A 21529-nucleotide genomic window follows, 5' to 3' on the forward strand; every position below is an offset into this window, starting at 1 on the left:
CTTTGTTCTATATCTAACAATTATTAGATAAAAGAAGCATACAAAACACTCCAGACCTTGTCAAGGCACTGCGCAACCCGATCAGCGGTAGAGGTCCCACATTGGGGAGGGGAAGATCATTCGCTCGAACGCCAGCCACTCGTCATACATATCAATCGGCGGCTTGCGCAACCAACGCAACTGAATGCCGTCCATCGCCTCAATGCACTGGCGCACCACCGGTCGCATCCCCTCATCCCAAGAACCCATCTGTGGAGGAATCCGCCACGGAAAACGGCTGTAATGATCCCACACAGAATCAGGCCTGTTGCTGAAGTACTCATGCAGCGGATGGTCAGGATTGAGCGATTCCGTCTGCAAAATCGTATACATCTGCACCATCATGCGGCGGGACGCATTGTGCCTCACCAAAAAACGCAAGTATGCCGGGAACGACGGCGTTTCGGGATCGCTGCCGGGCAGTCCGGATTGCAGAAAATCGTCAGGCGTGCCGGAGGTGTCGTAGCTGTCGGTGACCAGCATCGAAAGCAGACCTTCTTTGGTGCCGATATAGTGTAGCAGTCCTGGCTGGCTCATGCCCACTTCGTCGGCGACGTCCTTGAGCGAAATGCCGTTGAACCCCCGCTCGCTCACCAGCCGGGCCGCAGCCGCGACAATCTCCTCTCGCCGCTCCACCGGATTCTTGCGCACTCGCCTCTGTTTCTCATTCGCCATACGCACCAGTGTATAAGCGGGCAGCCATCACTCGCACCATCTTGAGACGTGTCAGCGACGCTGCAATCCGAATCCCACTTGTCAGCATGACACGCTCGTAACTATCTAACAAATATTAGATATATTATTGTTCACGAATCTATCGTTCTGTTGTTCAATGACGAAAGGACCGAGGATCATGCCCATCAAACCTATCCGCGCAGCAGTCATCGGCTGCGGTGCTATCTCCGACGCTTACCTCAGTAATCTCACCCAACGATTTGTAGGCATCAAAGCGGTGGCCTGTGCCGATCTCGACGAGGAAAAGGCCCGAACGCAGGCAGAACGGTATGGCATTACCGCTCGCACCAGTGCCGACGTGCTGAGCGACCCGGATATTGACATGATCATCAACCTCACACCTCCGGCAGCCCATTATTCAGTTATCAAACAGGCGCTGCTGCACGACAAGCATGTGTTTAGCGAGAAGATGATCGCCGTCACCCTCGAGGAAGGTCGCGAACTGGTTCGCCTTGCCGACGAGCGTGGCCTCCGGCTCGGCGTGGCACCAGACATGTTCCTCACCGGAGGTATCCAGACCTCGCGATACATCGTCGAACGTGGGCTGATTGGCGAGATCCAGTCCGCGAATGTCACCGTCAACCGCAATCTCGACGTATTCGGCGACATTCTGCCGTTCCTCGAACAGCCAGGCGGCAGCATGCCATTCGACTATGGCTGTTACCACATGACCGCGCTTGCTTCGATTATGGGACCGGCCCGCCGTGTGAGCGCCTTCACGCGCATCCACTCCCCCGAGCGCACACGCTTGCGCGTCACCAGTCCATTGTTCGGGCAGACGGTCACGCACACCGAACCCGATGTGGTCACTGCAGTGGTCGAATACGCCTCCGGCGCGCTGGCCACGGTAAATTTCACCGGATGCTCCAATGTGGATGAGGAGCCGATTCTTGACATTTATGGATCTGCCGGCATTCTGCGCATGGGCGACCCCAATGTGGCGGGCTCGAGCGTGCGACTTAAGAAGCCTTCACAGCCGGAGGTGACGTTCCCGTTCACGCACGGGTTCCTCAACGAATCCCGCGGCGTGGGCGCAGCGGAAATAGCCTGGTCGATGAAGGCGGGTCGTCCACATCGCGCGAGCAAGGAGATGGGTTTCCATGTGTTCGAGCTCATCCACGGCATGATGATCTCCGCCGCTGAAAGCCGGCCTTATGAGATGACCTCGACCTTCACTGTTCCCGAGCCCTTGCCCGAAGGCTATATCGACCGCGGATTCTGGGGCCCCACCGAAGAAAGCGCCCTCATCTAGCTTTCACCCCGCCCCGTCACTCTGTTCTTCTCAAGTTTGGGACGCTTATCGTGTCTTGGCGTCCCGAACTTGGGAAGGTAGTCGGATTCCTCTCAAGTTTGGGACGCTCATCACGTTTCAGCGTCCCGAACTTGGGAAGGTAGTCGGATTCCTCTCAAGTTTGGGACGCTCAACACGTTTCAGCGTCCCAAACTTGGGAAACAACCGTGGATGTGACAGTCAGGCCTGGAACACGTCGGGGTGGTTGGGGTCGCCGGGCTCGTCGGCGAGCAGTTCTTCGGCTTCGCTCAGCATGACGAAATAACCAATACCCCAGCACCATCTCAGAAAGAACCACCCCCGCCATCCCGAACAAAACCGCTCCCGACGCCCCAAGCGACCTTTCCGTCATCCCGAGCGAAGTCGAGGGATCTCACAACCACATCACCCCAACCCACCATCAGAAAGGAATCCCATGCAATATGGCACCATCACGGGACTGGACAAACCGGTCTCTCGCATCGTATTCGGCACAGCCTACGGCTCACTGCTCAATGGCACACAACGTCCAGAGGAGCTAGCCGCGCTGCTCGATACTGCTATCGCCAACGGCATCAACACCATCGACACTGCCAAAGCCTACGGCCAAGCGCAAGCCATGATCGGCAACTGGCTCAAAGGCCGCGACGACCGCGACCAGCTCGTCATCGAAACCAAAGGATGCCATCCCCTCGACGACGGCACCGAACGCGTCACCAAACGCGATCTGGACGAGGACGTGGACGATTCGCTGAACAAGCTCAACACCGACTACATCGACATTTACCTGCTGCATCGCGACAATCCGCAAGTGCCGGCAGGAGAGATCGTCGAATGGCTCAACGAACACCATCAAGCCGGACGCATCAAGGCATTCGGCGGATCCAACTGGTCGCCGAACCGTATCGCCGAGGCCAACGCCTATGCCGCCGAACACGGACTGGTGCCGTTCACTGTCTCGTCGCCAAATTATTCGCTGGCCGTGCAAGAGGGCACGCCGTGGGCCGGCGTATGCACCACGTTGAACGGCGACGACATGCAGGCCGACCGCGAATGGTACCGTGACAACCGTATGGCCGTATTCGCCTACTCCGTGCTGGGCCGTGGCTTCATGACCGGCATGTTCCGTTCCGACGACCGGGCGACGGCCGAGGCGCGCCTTGATGAGTTCGCTCGCCGAGGCTACTGTTACCCCGACAACTTCGAACGCCTACGCCGCGCTGAGATTCTGGCCGCTGAGCGCGGCGTGCCGGTGGCACAGATCGCCGTGGCGTGGGTATTCACTCAAGGACTCGACATGTATGCGCTGCTGTCGTGCACTTCCGACGAGATCATCCGGTCCAACGCCGCCGCGTTGGATATCTGTCTGACCGAAACCGAGGCGGCTTGGTTGAATCTGGAGATTGATGCACGATGAACACCACTATCAACACCGTGACCCCACAGGATTATCTCAATCTCGAAGCCACGATTCGAGAACAGGAGCGTCTGCTCACCGTGGAATTGTTTGATGATGCCGACGCTTGGGAGCTGGGCCAGACGCTGGTCCGCCGTATCCAAGAACAAAGCATCGACCTAGCTGCAGCGATTTACCGCCCTAATGGCACACTGATGTTTGCTTATCTGACACGAGGCACTGGGGTTTCCAACCATGAATGGATGCGTCGCAAATTCAACACCGTCAGTGCTTGTGGGCACTCGTCGCTACGTGCATGGGCACGCTGGAAGTCTTCAGAACCCACGCCGCTGATCGATCAGCTTGCTGAAGATGCCGATTATGCGGTATGTGGCGGAGGCTTCCCAATTATGACCGCTGACGGCAAGTTACTTGCTGTGGCACTCGTCTCCGCCTTGCCGCATGCACAGGACCATTACTTCCTCTCCGAGGCATTGGCCGATTGGTGCGGTACTAAGATTCCCTCATTCGACCAGACCATAGTCGATTAGCGTGTTCTTCCCAAGTTTGGGACGCCTGGCGCGTCTTAGCGTCTCAAATTTGGGAAGGTAGTCGAATTCTTCCCAGGTTTGAGACGCTCAACACGTTTCAGCGTCCCGAACTTGGGAAGGCAGTCGGATTCTTCTCAAGTTTGAGACGCTCAACACGTTTCAGCGTCCCAAGCTTGGGAAACGACCGTGGATGTGACAGTCAGGCCTGGAACACGTCGGGATGCTTGGGGTCGCCGGGCTCGTCGGCGAGCAGTCCTTCGGCGCCAAGGAAGGCGTGCCAGAAGTCCCACGGCTGACCATAGGGACGAGCGTCGCGGCCATGCGCCTGAATATTGGCCTTGGCCTCAAACACATCTTCCTCACGAAGACCATCAAAGTAGCTTTCCAAACGCTCACGGTTCTCGGGCACATAAAGCAGCGAGGCCACGATTTCAGTCAGGCGCTCGGCGCGTTCGACGGGCAGGGAATCCCAATGGCGCAGTTCGATGAAGTTCTTCAGGCGCACGTCGTTGAAGTGAGTGGAGATGATGTGGTTGATCTCGTAGGGGTTCAGCTCACGATCGGGGTAGACGTCGCCGGCATTCTCATAGAAGGCCGGGCGGTGCAGCGCCTTGCCGCTCGCCCCGGTTTCGACCACTTCGGGCGTATGGGTCAGATCAGCGAACATCAGCGGAGTGGAGAGCACATCCACCGCATAATCCTCCCAACCGAAGCGCGGGTCGAACAGGCCCGGAATCACGTTGGTGCGTTGGAAGTCGAGATAATCCCACATGCGCTGGCGCAGCAGCGGCCAAGTGTTCGTCTCGCCTTCGAAATATGGGGAGTTGCGGAAGAACCATGCCAGGATCGGGCCGATGGCGGTGCCGATGCGCAGTTTGGCGATGGCGTCATGCTCATCCACGTAGTCGATGGACACCTGTGTGGAGGCGGAGCAGCGCATCATGCACGGGCCGAACTGGCCCACGCGCCCCAGATAGGCGGTCATCGCATCATAACGATCCTTGGGATTGACCGGAATATCGGCGAAGCTGGATTTCGGCTGGTAGCCGTAGTTGACGAATCGCCAGCCGAATTCTTCCAGAATCGGATCGGTTTCGCGTCGGAATTTTGCGTACAGGGCGTTCAGGTCGCCGGGTTTGCGCAGAATGCCCAGCGAGGTTTCCACCTGTCCGCCGGGTTCAAGGCTTACTGACACACCTTCGCGGGCTAGCCCCACCAAATGCCCGTTCTCCCAGTATTCCTTGGATTCGTCATAGTATGGGCGCAAACGGTTGAGCAGCGCTTCGATGCCGTTCGGCTCGTAGTAACTTACGGCGGTGTCGTCGCTATTGTGCACGGGCAGGTGCTCGATTTCCACGCCGAATCCGCCGGTGCCGCGCTGGGCTCGACCGTTTTCGAAGAACCGAAGCAGGCTCTCGACGTGCTTGGGATTAGGTGTGGCCAGCAGGTGGGCGTAGCTGATGCGTGGTGTCGTCATGCTAGGTATCGTAACCTAACATCCACATACTCGTGCCGGGCTTGCTATACGAAAAACCGATAACCGGCCCATTGACATGGCTCTGTGAACAGCCACTATTCCAAGAAAAAGGCCCATTGCACGATCTATGCCGTGAAGCCGATAACGCAACCTTTGGCGTTATCACAAGCTCCCCGGCACTCACGCAATGGGCCACTACTCTTCGTGGAATGGACTGGATTAGTCCTTAGTCCTTAGCCCTTAGTCTGCGGAAGTCAGCGTCTGGTCTTCCAACTTGGCCTTGTGCACTTTCTTCGCCGCCGCGATCATGAGTTTGATGCGGTTGAGCTGGTTGGCTTCGCTCGCACCCGGATCATAATCGATGGAGACGATGTTGGCTTCGGGGTGCAGGCGGCGAATCTTGCCGAACATGCCGCGCCCGGTCACATGGTTGGGCAGGCAGGCGAACGGCTGGGCGCAGATCACATTCGGGCAGCCTTGTTCGATGAGCTCAAGGATTTCTGCCGTCAGCAGCCAACCTTCGCCGGCCTGTACGCCGATGGAGGTGACTTCGGCGGCTTTCTTGACCAGTTCGGGCATGGGCTCGTCGATCTGGAACTTGCCGTTGGAGCTTGCCAATGCGGCCTTGATGGGTGCATTGTAGCGGTCGAGGCCCCAGCGCATCAGCGCATAGCCGAACTTGTTGCCGCCAGTGCCGAGGTTGTGCTCGTTCCAGTCGGTGATGTAGGGGCGCGTGGTCATGAATTCCATGATGCCGGGCACCACAGCCTCGCAATCCTGCGATTCGATCACGTCGACCACGTGGTTGTTGGCGTCGGGCTGGTATTTGACGAGGATTTCGCCGACGACGCCGACGCGCACCTTGCGCGGGATATCGCGCAGGGGCAGTTCGTCGAACGATTTCACGATCTCCTTGGCGAGCGTGGCGTACGGCAGCCAACCCTTCTTCAGCCATGGAGTGTGCGCGCCTGTCTTCGAATACCCGTGGTGTTCGATCGTTTCGCGCACGATCACATCCCACTGCTCGTAGAGTCGGTTTGCCGCGCCCGGTTCGGCTTCGTAGGGGCGCACGCGGTAGAGGCATTTCATCAGCAGATCGCCGAGAATCAGCGCCTTGACCGCACGATGCAGCAGGGCCGGCGTGGCCTTGAAGCCGGGATTGTCTTCCAGACCTTGGGTGGAGATGGCGATCACCGGAATCTGCGGATAGCCGGCGTCGATCAGGGCTTTGCGAATCAAACCGAAATAGTTGGTGGCACGGCACATACCGCCGGTCTGGGTGATGGCCAGGCACACCTTGTCCGCATCGTATTTGCCGCTTTGAATCGCGTCGATCAGCTGGCCGATAACCATGATGGCCGGGTAGCAGGCGTCATTGTTAACGTATTTGAGGCCAGTTTCCACATCCGCACGACTGGCATGCTTGAGGATGTCGAACTTGTAGCCACCGGAACGGATCACGGATTCGACCAGGGAGAAGTGAATCGGGCTCATCTGGGGGGCCACGATGGTGTAGTCCCGCTTCATGTCCTTGACGAACTTCTCACGGTGCGCGTAGCGGGTCATCGTGGCGTTGTTGTGGCCGGATTGCTTGGCAAGCTGCTTGGTGGAGGAACCATTCACGGTGCCATCGGAACCGCCTAGTACGGCGTTGGCCGCGGACTGAATGTCACGCTGCGCGGCGCGCTTGGAGGCTTCGCGCATCTGCTTGGTGAGCTTGGGGTTGGCGGCCATGGTGGTGTCCAGCAGCACCTGTCGGCCGGCGGTCGGAGCCTTGGAGCCGGTTTTGCGGAATCCGGTGGATTTGGGCATGGATTGCGCGGCCAGTTTGGCTTCCGCGGCTTCAACCGCAGCCTGGGCTTTGGCGAGCTCGGCTTTGGCGGCGTCGAGGTCGGCTTGGGCTTGAGCTTGGGTAGCAGTGTCAGTAGATCCCTCGACTTCACTCGGGATGACGGGGGAACCGTTCGGGATGACGGAGGAGTCGGTGGCGGAAGCATCCGAACGGCCAGCGGCAGCCGAGTCAGCTGCGGAGGCTGCTACGGCGGCGTTGTTGGCTTCGCGTTCCTCCACGGCGGCCTTGAGCGAGCGCAGACGAATCTTGGCGGCACCCAGGTTGGAGACCTCGTCGATTTTCAGCAGGGTATACACGTCGGCCTTGTCCGCAAGGATCTCAGAGACCTGATCGGTGGTAATGGCGTCCAGGCCGCAGCCGAAGGAGTTAAGCTGCACCAATTCAAGCCCCGGATAGGAGGCGACGAAATGCGCCGCCTTGTACAGTCGCGCATGGTAGGCCCACTGATTGGTGACGCGCAACGGCATCTTGGTGATCTTGCGATCGCCGACATGGCGGAATCCGTTCGCATTCTTGGCGCGCGGATCGGTTTCGTCCTTGCCGAGGAATTCGGTCAGGTTAAGCTTCTCCCCCGGTTCCAGTTCGCACACGGAATCCTCAGAGAGCACCACCATGCCCAGCGAGCAGATGGTTTCAGGGATGCCGTGGTTGATTTCGGGATCGATATGGTAGGGGCGGCCGGCGAGCACGATGCCGCGGCAGTCATGCTCCTTCATATAGGCCAGCGCCTTCAAACCTTCCTGCTGCACGTCATGCTTGAACACCTTGTCTTCAGCATAGGCGGCTTTGACGGCGGTTTCGGCCTCTTCGCGTGTGACGTTCGCCCACGCGAACTCCTCGACGATGCGGTCGACCATCAGCTCATGGTTGGCGAGGTTGAAGTACGGGTGCAGATAGCGCACGTCGTCATCGCGCAGTTCGGGCATATTCGCGCCGACGACCAGCGGATAGTTGGCCACCACCGGGCAGTTGTAGTGGTTGTCGGTGTCGGGCACGAGATTGTCTTCGTAGCTCACGCACGGGTAGAAAATCGTTTTGATGCCCTTGTTCAGCAACCACTTGATGTGACCATGCACCAGCTTGGCCGGATAGCAGATGTTTTCGGAGGCGATCGACTCGATGCCCGTCTCGAATAGTTCGTGGGAGCTGCGCCCGGAAATCATCACCTTGAAGCCCAGCGAGGTGAGCAGCGTGAACCAGAACGGATAGTTCTCGTACATGTTCAGGGCACGCGGAATGCCGATTTCGCCGCGCGTGGCCTTCTTGTCGGTAAGCCTGCGGTAGGCGAAGCAACGCTTGTACTTGTAGTCGTACAGGTTCGGTCGGTCGGAACGCTGCTTCTTGGAGTCGCCGCCGCGTTCGCAACGGTTGCCGGTCACGTAACGCGAACCGTCGGCGAAGGTAGTGATGGTGAGCTTGCAGTGGTTCTGACACAGCTTGCACACGTCACGTTCGGTGGTCATGGTGAGTGTGTCGAGAGCTTCGCCGGACAGGATCGAGGAGGTGGTATGCGCCACGCCATCGATGACGGCGATATGCCGGTCGGCCGCAGCTGAACCAGTCGGTTTGAAGCCGTCGGAGGCGCTGGCCGCATCAGTGGCACTGGCAGTAGTACCGGTAGCGACGTCGGCATCGGCAGTATCACTGGCATCTGCAGTACCAGCGTTGGCAGCCGCCGCTGTGGATTCACCAGCGACTTCCCCACCATCGGCCGCAACCAGACCATCCAGATGATCGGCCTCATCCGTGTAATGCATGCGGGCGGTTAGAGCCGCACCGAATGCGCCCATCAGACCGGCGATATTCGGACGGGTGACCTCGCGGCCGGTGAGCAGTTCGAAGGCGCGCAGCACGGCATCGTTGAGGAACGTACCGCCCTGCACCACCACGGTGTCGCCGAGTTCGCCGGCGTCGCGCAGTTTGATGACCTTGTACAGGGCGTTCCTGACCACCGAATAGCACAGGCCGGCGGCGATGTCTTCGATGGACGCGCCTTCCTTCTGCGCCTGCTTGACCGAGGAGTTCATGAACACGGTGCAACGCGAACCCAAGTCCACCGGATGCGTGGAATTCAGGGCCTTCTGGGTGAATTCCTGAATCGTCAATCCCATGGACATGGCGAAAGTCTGCAGGAAGGAGCCGCAGCCGGAGGAGCATGCCTCGTTGACGGCGATGGAGTCGATCACGCCATCGGTGATGGCCAGATACTTCATGTCCTGGCCGCCAATGTCGATAACGGCGGTGACGCCGGGCGATACCATTTCGGCACCACGATAGTGGGCCATGGTTTCGACCACGCCCTCGTCCAAGTGCAGGCCGGTGGTGATCAGACCCTCGCCGTAGCCAGTGGCACAGGAGCGTGCGATCCACGCGCCTTCGGGAAGCTCGGATTGAATCTTCTTAACGATGTTGATGGCCGCGGTCAGCGGGCTGCCCTCGTTGTTCGCATAGCTCGACCACACAATTTCGCGATCGTCGTTGACGAGCGTGGCCTTGATGGTGGTGGAGCCAGCGTCGATGCCCAAGAAGTGCGGGCCATGCGCGCCTTCGAGCGTGCCGACATGGATACGCTCCTGATGGTGACGCTTGTTGAACGCTTCGCGGTCGGCTTCGGTGGGAAACAGCGGCGGCATCGTAGGCGTGTTGGCCGGCAGATTATCCAGCTCAGACAAACGGCCCAGCAGATCGGTGCAGGTGCGCGCCTCGAAGTGATGGCCTTCGTCATCCCGGTCAAGTTCGGCTTGCAGGGCGGCACCGTAAGCCACATACAAGTGGGCGTCGGTGGGCACGATGAACTCGTCCACCTTGCCTTCGAGCGCACGCTGGAAGGCGGCGCGCAGCTCACTCATAAAGAACAGCGGACCGCCGAGGAAAATCACCGTGCCATGAATGGGGCGGCCGGAGGCCAGGCCTGCGATGGTCTGGGTGGCCACTGCAGTGAAAATCGAGGCCGCCAAATCCGGCTTGGCCGCACCATCGTTGATCAGCGGCTGCAAATCGGTTTTGGCGAACACACCGCAGCGTGAAGCGATCGGATACAGATTCTGGTATTCCTTCGCCATCGTGTTGAGGCCTGCGGCGTCGGTGTCAAGCAATGTGGCCATCTGGTCGATGAACGCGCCGGTGCCGCCCGCGCACGAACCATTCATGCGCTGCTCGGGAGTGGGCTTCAAATAGGTGATCTTGGCATCCTCTCCGCCGAGTTCGATAATCACATCGGCTGCCGGATATTCCTTGTCAATCGCCTCGGTTTCAGCGATAACCTCCTGCACGAACGGCACGTGCATGCTGTCCGCGAGCGCCAGGCCGCCGGATCCGGTGATGGCAAGACGAATCGGCTCATCTGCACGCCCGCGAGCTTCAAGTTCCTTATGGATATCTTGGAGTAGGCCGGCTACGGTGGCGCGCACATTGGCGTGGTGGCGGCGGTAGTCGGAGAATACTGTATCAGCCAGTGAGTCGGATTGGTCCAGCACCACAGCCTTGACGGTGGTGGAACCGATGTCCAATCCCACGCGCAGCGGCTTCGCGCGGCTGGCTGCGGCGACGGTGCCTGCGGCTGCGGCGTCGTTCACGGTCGCGTGTGATGCGGTGTCAACCATACAATCCTCTTATGTTGCGTGTCCGGATTCGCTTGTCGGCAGGCACCATGAAAGGCAGCCGTGCGGCTGCTAGGGCACACTGCGGACGGCATCGCCCGGCTTCTGGGCTCATAGCTTAGTCCGACCACTCTCCCAACGAGCCGCGCTGCGGGGTGATTTCGCTCACGGAAAGCGTGTCCATGCTGTGCCAGTAGTCATCACCCTACTCAGATGCGCAGTTTGCCTTGCTATGCTTGCGTTCCCTTATGTTGCTTTTGCGCCGCAGTTGCGTCGCTTCTGCTACGTAACTGGTGTCGGCTCGCAACGCTACCATCGTCGATATGGGGAGAAGTGACCAATTATCAGACCAAAGTGACCTAAGTTTCACATACGCTCAGCGCAGTTTTGCCAGCGCTGGGCTTGATTGGTCGGCAACCGGCATCGAAGCCGGCGATACTGAAAATCCTTTATCATCGCTGCTGAGCGACCAATGCCCCTTTGTTATCAAAGCCACTATTTTCGACGGCGATACCAAAACTTCCATCCGTGAACGGATGACGTTCTCCGGTTCGATCCTAAGCCAGCTTGACCAGGCGGCCGCCTTATTCAACCGTATCAATGAATCGGGCAGTTTTCCTGCGGATGCGCTGCGTGAATCGCTGGTCAATGCGTTGGAGCACCGCGACTACACCTATGCCGGCCCCACGCTGATCAATGTGTTTGCCTCTCGTCTGGAGATTATTTCGTTGGGTGGGCTGCCGGGCGGATTGCAAATCAACGATCTGCTCAACGGCATCAGTCTGCCGCGTCATCCACGTCTCGCTTCGCTGTTCGCGGATTTGGGTTTGTGCGAGAATTGCGGCACCGGTGTCGAACGCATTATGGATGCCTACGACGGCAATCCTGTCAGTCCACAATTGCGCGTCGCTCCAGCATCAGTCGCCATACTGCTGCCGATTTTGGAACCAGACGACGGCGAAGAGCGGGAGGTTCAATCCTCCAGTTCCAGTGTCGAATCATCATCAGCCGCGCAAAACCCGAACGGGCGGGCCAAACTGTATGCCTTCCCCTCAGCCCAGCGCATCACCGATCAAGCCACCGAGGCCTTGGCCAATGCGCGCATCATCGGCTGCGCTCCCCTGCAGACGCTGGTATTAGGACGTGGCTTCGACTGGCAATTCGGCGCACCTCCCGGCACCGTCAACGCCGGAGGCGACGGCGAATCGGTGATTGTGGCGCAACGCAACACACCGACCGAGACCACACTGCTGAATCGTTCGAATGAAGCGCTTGAACAAATCACCTTAAATCTGCTCGCTGCCAGCGGTGTCAGCCTTAGTCGCAAAAGCATCGAATCGAAGTTGGCTATCAGCAAGGATCGTGCCTCACGCCTACTGCACAAATTGGAGTGCGACGGCAAAATCATTCGTCATGGACGTTCCCGCGCCACCACCTATTCACTGGCGTAACGCTGGCAGTGGTTTCCAGCCTCACCCTTACTCTGCGAACACACGGTCACGAATCATGCGGCCGGAGGCGTCGAGCGCCGTGGAGAAACGGCCATAATCGGCAAGAATCACACCCATATACACCATGTCCACCAAAGCGATATCGGTAACGCGCGAGAAAATCGCACTGCCGTAAATCGTGTGGGAGTCCAGACCGGTCAGCAACGTCGCGTCGGCCCAACCTGCCAGCGGTGCCTGCGCCGTATTAGTAATCGCAATGGTTTTAGCCCCACTGGCCTTCGCCAAACGCAACGCCTTCACCGTATCCGCCGAACTGCCGGAATGAGAGAAGGCAATAGCCACATCACCGTGCGTTAAATGGCCGGCACCAATCTGCTGCAAATATCCGTCAGTGTTCAACCGGCAGGTAAGACCCAAATACCCCAGCTTGGTGAACAAATCCACGGCCGGAGCCAGCGAGTTCTCCACACCATAAATATCAATCAGCTTCGCCTGCGCGATAATCGCCACTGCTTTGCGGTAGGCCTTCACATCCAGCGCCTGGCATAATTCGTCAATCAGCGCCTTGGCGCGCTGTGCGGCCTGAACCGGCACCTCATCGGCATTATCCCAAGGATTCAAATCGAAACCAGCCAACGGATCGAAACCCACCTTGTGCTCGGCACTGGGATGGCCCAGCACATAACGCAGCTCCCGGTAACCGCCGAAGCCAAGCTTGCGCGAGAAGCGAATCACCGTGGGCTGGCTCACATGCGCAGCATCGGCCAACTGACCCACCGTCAAATCGGCCGCTTGGTCAACATGATCCCTGATATACCGCGCTACAGCCCGTTCCGCCGGACGAAGCGACGGATACACGTGGTCGATACGCTCGCGAATTGCCACAGCGGATTGCACGATTCCTCAAGCTCCTGATCTCGTCGCGTCATAATCTACTGTCGAGCCTAGTGGCTGCAAACCAGCGCATCGGCAATCCCGGTTAGCCGCAATATGAACTGTTCGCAAACTCTTCTGTTGTTTCTGCTTCCGTTGCTTTCTCCGTTATCTCTTCTGTCCCTTCTGCTGCTGTTGCCCCTCCCCTCCGCTGTTTTCTCCGCTATCTCTTCTGTTGTTCCCTCTGCTGCTTTCTCCGTTATCTCTTCCATCATCCTTTCTTCTGACACCGCCTCGTCCGCTCTGCCGCTTCTGTCCCTTTCCACACCGCCACCTCTTCCATCGCCCCTTCTGCCTCTTTTCACACCGTCTCGTTCTCGTTGCCCCTTCTGCTGACTTTCCGCCGCCCCTTCTACGGCCCCTTTTGCTGCCAAAGCCTCGCTTTTGCTCGGATCAGTGTGGTCTTCAATCCACATGTGGACTTAAAACCACACTGAGGGTTCCACAGGCATGGCAATCGCTCCATGCCGTGGTCTCAGAGCCACACTGACGCGCTCAGCGATGCTTTCAATCCACATGTGGATTCAATACCACGCTGAGAACACCATTAGCGTGGCAACCAATCCACACGTGGACTTAAAACCACGCTGAGCGGCCCAGTGAAGCTTTCGCACCACCGGATGGACTCAAAGCCACGCTGGGATTACCGTCCGCGTGGTCTTCAATCCACATGTGGACTTAAAACCACGCTGAGAGCACCATCAGCGCGACAATCAGCCCGCATGAACGCTGCCGCTACCAAATCTGTGCAATCCGCGCACCGCTCCGAAGCACGCCTTTTTCAAAAAGCTTGACCAGCAAAGGAGTCCGATTGAGCACGTCGTTAAAACCGAAGCGAACAACGTCGCTGGCACCGGCCCTGATAATCGCGGATTCGCGAGCGCGCTCATCGTTGACCACGCCTCGAATGGATTTGCCCGCAGTCATATCAGCATCCACATATTTGAGCATTCCGTCGTACTCCCCAACAACAACGCGCCCATTGTCCAAACGCCATACGAAATCAGCCCAGTATTGCCGGCCTGTCTGGGGATCGGTAAACCCCTGCTGCAATCTTGGCATCGGTATACCTTCCTCAAGCATGGTGCCTAGAGCGAATGCTTCGCCACCATTTTCGGTAGCAGCATTGGCATATCGCATCAGCGTGCAGATTCGACGAGATCCGCGTCTCATACGAACGCATACGTCCATTACATCTTCAAACCGAACACCTTTGCGCGCTGCGGAAATGGCAATGGGTAGGGCATAACGGAAATCCATGCTTTGCGCACAATCGAATATGGTTCGAGCAGGTGCAGTCACCATAACGCCCGCAACCATCTCCTTATTCATATGCGACTGCGGTACGTAGACATATCGTATGGGACCGAAAGCATGGCATCCGCCACGTAAATGAGTGGCGATGGTCAATCCGCCATCATGCAGCAGCCACTGATGGTCGAAACCATAGGCGGTGGCTGCGGTGATACCGGCGAATCCAAGCATTGCGTGGTTCACAGCCCATGCCCGCGCCATATGCAAAGTTCGATCGGGCGCACTAAGCGATTCCCATACGCTGCTTCTTGCATACATCCCCGGCAACACACGTTGTATATCGCCGGTTCGCACTCTGCGATCAAGGGCCATTCGTTCCGCTTTATCGCGCGTGACGATGCAACGCTGGGATTCTTCCGCAGCAAGGACAAGAGCCTGCACACCTATGTGACGTTTCATGGTTCCACGCTAGCCAAAGTTACACTGCAGCGCCAGCTGAGCGGACAATGTGGAGAGAGCTTATGAAAACCCAGTCATGGAGCCGATTGTGAGAGTGGCAGACAGAATGTCTATTGTGGATAAGTAGACTGCGCATACCGCACATGGCACGTATGCCACGCATACCGCGTATGCCGTACGTGGCACGCATGCCGTACATGCACATGCCACATATGCCGTTCAACAATATTCAACAATAAACATCCACCCCAAGGATGAGTAGCGAGCGAGCCGACCATGCCACCCCATCCATCAATCAATCCCACGGATGAGTGAGGGCACATCGTATTCAGGGGAATATGGGGAATGTCCCCCATAGCAAGCTGGTGTTGAGACTGGCAGTATGAGGATATAACTGCACACCATGATTGGATTGGCTCGCCCAAGGTCTGTTTCCAAAGGGTTTGTTCCAAGGCTGGTCTTTGGCTTGACGCTGACGTGTTTCACGACTAGTTTCACGACTGGTTTGACAAGTTCAGCCGCCACCCGGGACCGCTCTAGCCCCGCTCTGGAACCACCCCGGAACTACCCTGAGCCAGCCGATCATCCAGCCCGCAACAATCACCCGATCAGGAGGTGTCTGATGTTCTTCTTCGCCCGTAAGCAGCGTCCGGCGCTGGCCCGTCTCGCTCGTAATTCCAACGCATACCGTCAGCCGATGACTACCGCAGCAGCCAGCGCAACAACCGCAGCAGCTGTAGCCGCCGCAGGAGCAACCGTCACGACCGGATCCACTCTTGAGATGGCAGTCGCCCGTGTTCATGACATTCGAGTGCCCGGCATTCCCCAGTCGGCCATGAGCCGCATGTCCGGCTCCCCCACCGTATACGCGCGCTGAACCAGCGTTTCAATACACGCCACTCACAGAGTATATAGGCTGCGCAGCTACTCAATAATCCAGCTCAACCCCACGAGCACAACAAGGAACAGCACGTTGACCGCGCTGTATATGGCCAGATACCGCCCCTTCTTGTCAGGGTATTGGCGCACGACGTTCTTGTAAGAGATCAGCGAGGCCATTGAGGCGATCAGCGTACCCATGCCGCCCAGATTCGTGCCGATGATCAGCTCTCGCCATTGATCGCAGAATCCGGACAACAGAATGGTGGTCGGCACGTTCGAGATCACCTGACTGGAGGCCACGGCCACTTCCAGCGGATGGCCGCCGACCAGGGATTGGGCGAGCTCATAGAATTCCGGCACCCGTTTCATGTTGCCGATGAAGATGAAGAACATGCAGAAGGTCAGCGGCAGTCCCCAATCGACATAACGGAACACACGCCGGTCAGTGAACAGGAAAGTCACGACAACAATCACGCACATGACCCATAACGGAATAAAGTCGGAGACCGCCAGCAAGCAGACGCCGAACAACAGCACGTAGACGACGGTACGCCAGCCGCCGTAGCCGGCACCATATCCGGTGATGCGGATTTCATCGGGCTGATGTTTGCTGCGTTCGGGGGCCAGCACGCCCTTTTCCAGATCGTCGAGTTCGCTGACGGGCTGACTGCCGAACATCACGGAGATCACGATGATGAGCATCACCACGGCAAGCCCCGAATAGGGTGCCATAATACTGATCATTTCCGCAGCAGGCATGCCGGTGAGCGCTTTTAAGTACAGGTTGTGCGCGTTACCGATGGGGGTGAGCATACTGCCCACGTTCGCTCCGATGGTCATCAGCGTGGCCACCAGAATGGTTTTTTCTTCCATGCCGGCCATAATGAGCACGGCTACGGCAAAGGGCACAAAGGTGACCAGAGCCACGTCGTTGGTTACGAGCATGGCGGAAAAGTACGTTAGTGCCACCAGCGTGATCACCAGTCCGCGCGCGGTACTGACCCGTTGCAGCAGGCGCGATCCGATGATACGGAACACGCCGATGCGCTGGAATCCGCACACCACGATCATCAGGCAGATGAGCTGGCTGATGGTGCTGGCGTGAATATAGTCCTTGTAGCCGGCATCCGGGGGCACAATGAAGCAGGAGATCAGGGCAAGCACTGCTGCGACTATGAGAATGGTCTCGTTTTTGGCGATCTTCAGGGCCAGTCGCATCAATTTCCTCCGTCGAAAACGCTTTCGCGTCACATCGAGCAACGCCATAGCCATTCTACGCGCACATGAAACGACTACGTTGTTGCGTGGCGTGCGTTTGCCTACGCCATGCTCAAATAACGCTCAAATAACTAGCCAACAGCGTTGCCGAACACCTGCGCCTGCAAATCCTTGCGCGCGGTTTCCATGCGGGTGATCTGCCCGAGCAACGCTATCTTGTCGGCACCGTCCGGCAACTGAACCATGCGGCGCCTAGCCAAACCAATCTGACGCATATAGCCCAGATCCAGCAGTTTGGCGAGCAGTTCGAAGGCATAACGCTGCTCCTCCTTGGTGGCGGCGCGCAGTTGCACGGCCGCCGCGCCACCGGGCATATTCGGCTGGGCGACGTACGGCTGAGCACCGTTGCCGGTGTCGTCGCCAGGCAGAGGCAGGGGCATTACGGCCAGTTCGTTGATCACCTGTTCGAGCATCGGCCCGCCGGCCTTGGTCAAGTTGTGCATCCACAGGCCCTGCGGGGTGTCCGGCGACGGCAGTCCGCCAGCTGCGGCAACCGCCTGAAACATAGTGCGAAACACCGGACTCATGAAATGGTCGATGGTCAGCTGTGCGAACATCGTGCGGTCGATGGCACGCGGCACTTGGATGAGGGTGGCCATGAACTGCTGTTCGGCAATGAACACGGCATCGTCGATGGTGTAATAGGTCTGTTCGCTGGCGCCGCGGCGTTCCAAGGCTTTGCGCACCGCGGGATTCGCATATGGATTATCCCCCGGCTCCGGGCGCGGGCTGTCGCCGGCAATCGGACCCGCTCCACGGCGACGGGAGGCGTAGGCATCTTCATCGCGCACGTGCAGACGGCCTCGAGCCGAGCGCACTTCACGGCGCATCACCTCAAGATCCACGCCGATGCGTCCTGCGGCCTTGCGCGCGTAGGCATCCCACAGGGAAACGTCACGAATCTGGGCGACCAGCGGAGCGACGGCTTTCATGGCACCCACCTGACCGGTGGTGTAGTTCAGATCGAAACGGGCGATAGCTGCGTCGATCACAAAGTCGTAGAGCGGCTTGGCATGCACAATCAGCGAGCGCACCGCCTCATTGCCGCGTTCAATTCTCAGATCGCACGGATCAAGGTTGTCATCGGCCACGGCCACAAAGGTCTGGGATAGGAACGCCGAGTCGAGCCCGAAAGCGTGGAGTGCGGCTTTCTGCCCGGCCTCGTCACCATCGAAGGTGAATACGATGCGCGAGCTAAGCGGCTGGTCCTTGGTTTTCAGCGGGCCGACAAGCTGCACCGCGCCCAGCGAATCGTCGGCGATAAGCCGGCGCACGATTTTGGCATGTTCCGCGCCGAATGCGGTGCCGCAGGTGGCAACGGCGGTGTCGATGCCGGCCAAATGCATGGCCATCACATCCGTGTAGCCCTCGACGATTACGACCTGACGTTTTTTGACGATAGCGGATTTTGCCAGATCAATGCCATACAGCACCTGTGTTTTGCGATACAGCTGCGTGTCAGGCGTGTTGATGTATTTGGCGGCAATCTGGTCGTCCTCGTAGAGTTTGCGCGCGCCGAAGCCGAGCGTGCGACCGGTCGAATCGCGGATAGGCCAGGTCACGCGCCCGCGGAAGTAGTCGTATACGCCACGCTGACCCTGACGTGCAATCCCCGCGTCAAGCATTTCTTTCTGAGTGAATCCTTTGGAGGCGAGGTGACGCACAAGATTATCCCAGCCTTGGGGCGCGTAGCCGCAGCCGAATCGTTCGCAGTCGGCCTGTGAGAAGTTGCGCCCGCCGAGCAGTTTGCGTGCGGGGAGGGCCTCTTTGCTCATAATCTGGGCGACGAAGAAACGCTGCGCCTCTTCGTTGGCTTCAAGCAGTCGCGTGCGTTTGGATCCGGCGTGTTCGGGTTTGTCGCTTCCGGAGCTCTCGTAGTGCAGTTCGATATGGTATTTGTCGGCAAGCAGTTCGACAGCCTGACGGAAATCAAGGTTTTCGGCCTGTTCAACGTATTTGAATACGTCACCGCCCAGGCCGCAGCCGAAGCAGTGCCATACGCCCAGCGACGGACGCACGTTGAAACTGCCGGTTTTTTCGTCGTGGAAGGGGCATAATCCCACGTAGGTGCCGGTTCCCGAGGGGCGAAGCGTTACGGTCGCGGATACGATGTCGTACAGGTCCGCCGCCGCGCGCACCTTTTCCACGTCTTCCTTCAAAATCATCCCGACCATGGCTCACCAGCTTACACGCGATCGTCGGTTTCACCGCTCGGCGGCGTGGGCGGGAACTTTCCTCACGCGGATACGATCACGACCATCTCAGCGTGCAGAATGCACCATTTTCACCACGCGCATAGTTGCGCGCAGTCGCTCAGTCAGATGATTATTCGACAACATCGAGTTTGCGATCGTGCCAATAGTATTCACGGTCATGCTCGCCGATCTCACGCAGCACTTTGCAGGGCACCCCGACGGCAACGACGTTGGCGGGAATGTCATGCGTGACCACAGAACCGGCACCGATCACCGTGTTGTCGCCGATGGTCACGCCGGGCAGAATCGACACGTTCGAGCCGACCCATACGTTGCGGCCGATGTGCACCGGCAGGGCATAGGTGTAATGATGCTCGCGCAGAACCGGCAGAATTGGGTGCCCCGCAGTGGCGATGGTCACGGAAGGACCAAACATCGCGTAGTCGCCGATCCATATCGGGGCGTCGTCGACCATGCTCATGAACGCGTTGATATACACACCTTTGCCGATATGCACGTGTCGACACCCGTTGTTGGCGTGCAACGGCACCTCCACATGAGTGCCCTCGCCGATTTCAGCGCACATATCCTTCAGCAATTCGGCGCGACGATCCTGTTCAGTGGGTTTGGTCTGATTGAACTCCCAAAGCTTGTTCTGCCAGGCCAGCTGGCCGTCCATAATGGCCGGATCGTCATAGTGATACGGCAGTCCAGCATCCTTGCGAGCGACATTATCCATAACATCCTCCCTATAATGTTTGCGTTATCATCGCTGATATATCAATGATACCATGTTTTCAAAAGAAAACACCCGCTTCGGAACCTCCAACACCTTCCAGAAAAATCGGGTACAGTGATGCGGTATCGGTCGGCCGACATCGACGCCAAAAAGCCGGATCGATGAATAAGCAAACGCAGAGCAGCAAAGGAGCCTATATGGAACCAATCAAGGCCATTCAATATGGTTGCGGCAAGATGGCGAAGTATACGATTCGCTACATGCATGAGAAAGGCATCCAGATCGTTGGTGCCATCGATGTGAATCCGGAGGTCGTGGGACTTGACGCCGGCGAATATGCAGGCATCGGGCCGATCGGCGTGCCGATTCGCTCGGACGTCGAGACAGTGCTTAACGAATGCGATCCGGATATCGCCATCATCACGCTGTTCAGCTTCACCGAAGAGATCGCCACGATGTGCGAGCAGTGCCTGTCTCGCGGCATCAATGTGATCACCACCTGCGAGGAAGCCATTTACCCGTGGACCACCGCACCGGCCGTCACCAATCGACTGGACACCATTGCCAAGGCGACCGGCTGCACCATGGTCGGCTCGGGTATGCAGGACATCTTCTGGGTCAACATGGTCGCGCAGGTGGCGGCTGGCTGCCACACCATCGATAAGATCACTGGTGCCGTGAGCTACAACGTCGAAGACTATGGTCTGGCGCTGGCCAAGGCGCACGGCGTGGGACTGACTGCCGAGGAGTTCGAGGCCGAACTCGCACATCCTGAGACCCTGGTGCCCTCGTACGTGTGGAATTCCAACGAAGCGCTCGCGCAGAAGCTGGGATTGACCATTAAATCGCAGACGCAGAAGAGCGTGCCGTACTTCCTTGACGCGGATGTCTACAGCGAGACCATGGGCGAGACGATTCCTGCCGGCAAGTGCGTGGGCATGTCCGCCGTGGTGACTACGGAAACCATGCAGGGGCCGGTGCTGGAAACCGCCTGCATCGGCAAGGTGTATGGACCGGACGATGGCGATATGTGCGACTGGCAGATCACCGGCGAGCCGGATGTGGAGTTCCACGTTGTCAAGCCGGCAACCGTCGAACACACTTGCGCCACGGTCGTCAACCGCATTCCCGACGTCATCAATGCACCCGCAGGGTATGTGACCGTCGACCAACTGGATGAGATTAGCTATCTGGCATATCCTGCCGCGCTGTACGTGGCATAATCGCGGATAGTTTTCGTATCTCTCACAGAGCGCACAATGGGTTCGCACGCCATATTTATGGCGGCGGGCCCATTGTGCGCTTTGTGCACGGGTGGGGGCGGCCACATCACTGATTCGCGCGCAGTAGATAGGTAGCTTATAGACGCAACTTGATTGACCACGAACCATCCATGTTCGTATCGACTACGGGAACACT

17 protein-coding genes are annotated in these 21529 nt (G+C 58.2%); 7 read left to right on the forward strand and 10 right to left on the reverse strand.

Annotated elements, in window-relative coordinates; genetic code table 11:
* Positions 1 to 81: 81 nt before the first annotated feature.
* On the reverse strand, positions 82 to 714 hold the full coding sequence (locus tag G1C95_RS05690) for a TetR/AcrR family transcriptional regulator (protein ID WP_169172003.1): 633 nt from the start codon (positions 712 to 714) through the stop codon (positions 82 to 84).
* Positions 715 to 892: 178 nt separating this feature from the next.
* Between G1C95_RS05690 and G1C95_RS05695 the strand changes: the two genes are divergently transcribed.
* Entirely contained in the window at positions 893 to 2026 is a 1134-nt protein-coding gene (locus G1C95_RS05695; protein ID WP_169172004.1) for a Gfo/Idh/MocA family protein, read from the forward strand.
* Between the two features lie 219 nt (positions 2027 to 2245).
* Here the strand turns inward: G1C95_RS05695 and G1C95_RS05700 are convergent, their stop codons facing one another.
* On the reverse strand, positions 2246 to 2401 hold the full coding sequence (locus tag G1C95_RS05700; RefSeq protein ID WP_169172005.1) for a hypothetical protein: 156 nt from the start codon (positions 2399 to 2401) through the stop codon (positions 2246 to 2248).
* 79 nt (positions 2402 to 2480) lie between these two features.
* Here G1C95_RS05700 and G1C95_RS05705 point away from each other — a divergent pair, with 79 nt between their 5' ends.
* The gene (locus G1C95_RS05705; protein WP_169172006.1) at positions 2481 to 3461 is read left to right on the forward strand and encodes an aldo/keto reductase; all 981 of its coding nucleotides are present in this window, start codon (positions 2481 to 2483) and stop codon (positions 3459 to 3461) included.
* Complete coding sequence (locus G1C95_RS05710) at positions 3458 to 3991, forward strand: heme-binding protein (protein ID WP_169172007.1); 534 nt, start codon at positions 3458 to 3460, stop codon at positions 3989 to 3991. The genes G1C95_RS05705 and G1C95_RS05710 overlap by 4 nt, the downstream gene beginning before the upstream one ends.
* Before the next feature lie 199 nt (positions 3992 to 4190).
* On the opposite strand, the gene G1C95_RS05715 is transcribed toward G1C95_RS05710, so the two are convergent.
* Together G1C95_RS05715 and G1C95_RS05720 are read right to left on the reverse strand one after the other, a co-directional pair.
* Positions 4191 to 5468 carry a glutamate-cysteine ligase family protein gene (locus G1C95_RS05715; protein ID WP_169172008.1) on the reverse strand — a complete coding sequence of 426 codons (1278 nt, stop codon included), beginning with the start codon at positions 5466 to 5468 and terminating at the stop codon, positions 4191 to 4193.
* Positions 5469 to 5708: 240 nt separating this feature from the next.
* Positions 5709 to 10922 carry an acyl-CoA dehydratase activase-related protein gene (locus G1C95_RS05720; protein ID WP_240947449.1) on the reverse strand — a complete coding sequence of 1738 codons (5214 nt, stop codon included), beginning with the start codon at positions 10920 to 10922 and terminating at the stop codon, positions 5709 to 5711.
* A 320-nt stretch (positions 10923 to 11242) separates the two neighbouring features.
* Here G1C95_RS05720 and G1C95_RS05725 point away from each other — a divergent pair, with 320 nt between their 5' ends.
* A complete protein-coding gene (locus tag G1C95_RS05725; RefSeq protein ID WP_169172009.1) occupies positions 11243 to 12370 on the forward strand; it encodes an ATP-binding protein in 1128 nt (375 codons plus the stop codon).
* A 27-nt stretch (positions 12371 to 12397) separates the two neighbouring features.
* On the opposite strand, the gene G1C95_RS05730 is transcribed toward G1C95_RS05725, so the two are convergent.
* The 3 genes from G1C95_RS05730 to G1C95_RS05740 all read right to left on the reverse strand — a co-directional run bounded on the left by G1C95_RS05730 (position 12398) and on the right by G1C95_RS05740 (position 14563).
* Complete coding sequence (locus G1C95_RS05730) at positions 12398 to 13267, reverse strand: MurR/RpiR family transcriptional regulator (RefSeq protein WP_169172010.1); 870 nt, start codon at positions 13265 to 13267, stop codon at positions 12398 to 12400.
* Between the two features lie 47 nt (positions 13268 to 13314).
* Positions 13315 to 13719 carry a hypothetical protein gene (locus G1C95_RS05735; RefSeq protein WP_169172011.1) on the reverse strand — a complete coding sequence of 135 codons (405 nt, stop codon included), beginning with the start codon at positions 13717 to 13719 and terminating at the stop codon, positions 13315 to 13317.
* A gap of 319 nt (positions 13720 to 14038) precedes the next feature.
* Positions 14039 to 14563 (reverse strand): hypothetical protein, encoded by a 525-nt coding sequence (locus tag G1C95_RS05740; protein ID WP_205832733.1) that lies wholly within the window; start codon positions 14561 to 14563, stop codon positions 14039 to 14041.
* Positions 14564 to 14722: 159 nt separating this feature from the next.
* Here G1C95_RS05740 and G1C95_RS05745 point away from each other — a divergent pair, with 159 nt between their 5' ends.
* A complete protein-coding gene (locus G1C95_RS05745) occupies positions 14723 to 15082 on the forward strand; it encodes a hypothetical protein (RefSeq protein ID WP_169172013.1) in 360 nt (119 codons plus the stop codon).
* Between the two features lie 556 nt (positions 15083 to 15638).
* A complete protein-coding gene (locus G1C95_RS05750) occupies positions 15639 to 15893 on the forward strand; it encodes a hypothetical protein (RefSeq protein ID WP_169172014.1) in 255 nt (84 codons plus the stop codon).
* Between the two features lie 47 nt (positions 15894 to 15940).
* Here the strand turns inward: G1C95_RS05750 and G1C95_RS05755 are convergent, their stop codons facing one another.
* From G1C95_RS05755 to G1C95_RS05765, 3 genes are all read right to left on the reverse strand, one after another.
* On the reverse strand, positions 15941 to 17116 hold the full coding sequence (locus tag G1C95_RS05755) for an anion transporter (RefSeq protein WP_205832734.1): 1176 nt from the start codon (positions 17114 to 17116) through the stop codon (positions 15941 to 15943).
* 131 nt (positions 17117 to 17247) lie between these two features.
* Positions 17248 to 19350 carry a DNA primase gene (dnaG, locus tag G1C95_RS05760; RefSeq protein ID WP_169172016.1) on the reverse strand — a complete coding sequence of 701 codons (2103 nt, stop codon included), beginning with the start codon at positions 19348 to 19350 and terminating at the stop codon, positions 17248 to 17250.
* 151 nt (positions 19351 to 19501) lie between these two features.
* Positions 19502 to 20110: a sugar O-acetyltransferase gene (locus G1C95_RS05765; RefSeq protein ID WP_169172017.1), complete on the reverse strand. Its 609-nt coding sequence runs from the start codon at positions 20108 to 20110 to the stop codon at positions 19502 to 19504.
* 197 nt (positions 20111 to 20307) lie between these two features.
* Between G1C95_RS05765 and G1C95_RS05770 the strand changes: the two genes are divergently transcribed.
* Positions 20308 to 21333, forward strand: a complete 1026-nt coding sequence (locus G1C95_RS05770) for an NAD(P)H-dependent amine dehydrogenase family protein (RefSeq protein WP_169172018.1) — start codon at positions 20308 to 20310, stop codon at positions 21331 to 21333.
* The last annotated feature ends 196 nt before the right edge of the window (positions 21334 to 21529 follow it).

The sequence above is a fragment of the Bifidobacterium oedipodis genome (genome assembly GCF_012932425.1).
GTDB lineage: Bacteria > Actinomycetota > Actinomycetes > Actinomycetales > Bifidobacteriaceae > Bifidobacterium > Bifidobacterium oedipodis.

What these genes read in the sequence shown, in the direction of transcription:
- G1C95_RS05690 (WP_169172003.1), bottom strand. Translation starts at nt 714, where the DNA reads ATGGCGAATGAGAAACAGAGGCGAGTGCGCAAGAATCCGGTGGAGCGG.
- G1C95_RS05695 (WP_169172004.1), top strand. Translation starts at nt 893, where the DNA reads ATGCCCATCAAACCTATCCGCGCAGCAGTCATCGGCTGCGGTGCTATC.
- G1C95_RS05705 (WP_169172006.1), top strand. Translation starts at nt 2,481, where the DNA reads ATGCAATATGGCACCATCACGGGACTGGACAAACCGGTCTCTCGCATC.
- G1C95_RS05710 (WP_169172007.1), top strand. Translation starts at nt 3,458, where the DNA reads ATGAACACCACTATCAACACCGTGACCCCACAGGATTATCTCAATCTC.
- G1C95_RS05715 (WP_169172008.1), bottom strand. Translation starts at nt 5,468, where the DNA reads ATGACGACACCACGCATCAGCTACGCCCACCTGCTGGCCACACCTAAT.
- G1C95_RS05720 (WP_240947449.1), bottom strand. Translation starts at nt 10,922, where the DNA reads ATGGTTGACACCGCATCACACGCGACCGTGAACGACGCCGCAGCCGCA.
- G1C95_RS05725 (WP_169172009.1), top strand. Translation starts at nt 11,243, where the DNA reads ATGGGGAGAAGTGACCAATTATCAGACCAAAGTGACCTAAGTTTCACA.
- G1C95_RS05735 (WP_169172011.1), bottom strand. Translation starts at nt 13,719, where the DNA reads ATGTGGATTGAAGACCACACTGATCCGAGCAAAAGCGAGGCTTTGGCA.
- G1C95_RS05740 (WP_205832733.1), bottom strand. Translation starts at nt 14,563, where the DNA reads ATGGATTTCCGTTATGCCCTACCCATTGCCATTTCCGCAGCGCGCAAA.
- G1C95_RS05745 (WP_169172013.1), top strand. Translation starts at nt 14,723, where the DNA reads ATGCAGCAGCCACTGATGGTCGAAACCATAGGCGGTGGCTGCGGTGAT.
- G1C95_RS05750 (WP_169172014.1), top strand. Translation starts at nt 15,639, where the DNA reads ATGTTCTTCTTCGCCCGTAAGCAGCGTCCGGCGCTGGCCCGTCTCGCT.
- G1C95_RS05755 (WP_205832734.1), bottom strand. Translation starts at nt 17,116, where the DNA reads ATGCGACTGGCCCTGAAGATCGCCAAAAACGAGACCATTCTCATAGTC.
- dnaG (WP_169172016.1), bottom strand. Translation starts at nt 19,350, where the DNA reads ATGGTCGGGATGATTTTGAAGGAAGACGTGGAAAAGGTGCGCGCGGCG.
- G1C95_RS05765 (WP_169172017.1), bottom strand. Translation starts at nt 20,110, where the DNA reads ATGGATAATGTCGCTCGCAAGGATGCTGGACTGCCGTATCACTATGAC.
- G1C95_RS05770 (WP_169172018.1), top strand. Translation starts at nt 20,308, where the DNA reads ATGGAACCAATCAAGGCCATTCAATATGGTTGCGGCAAGATGGCGAAG.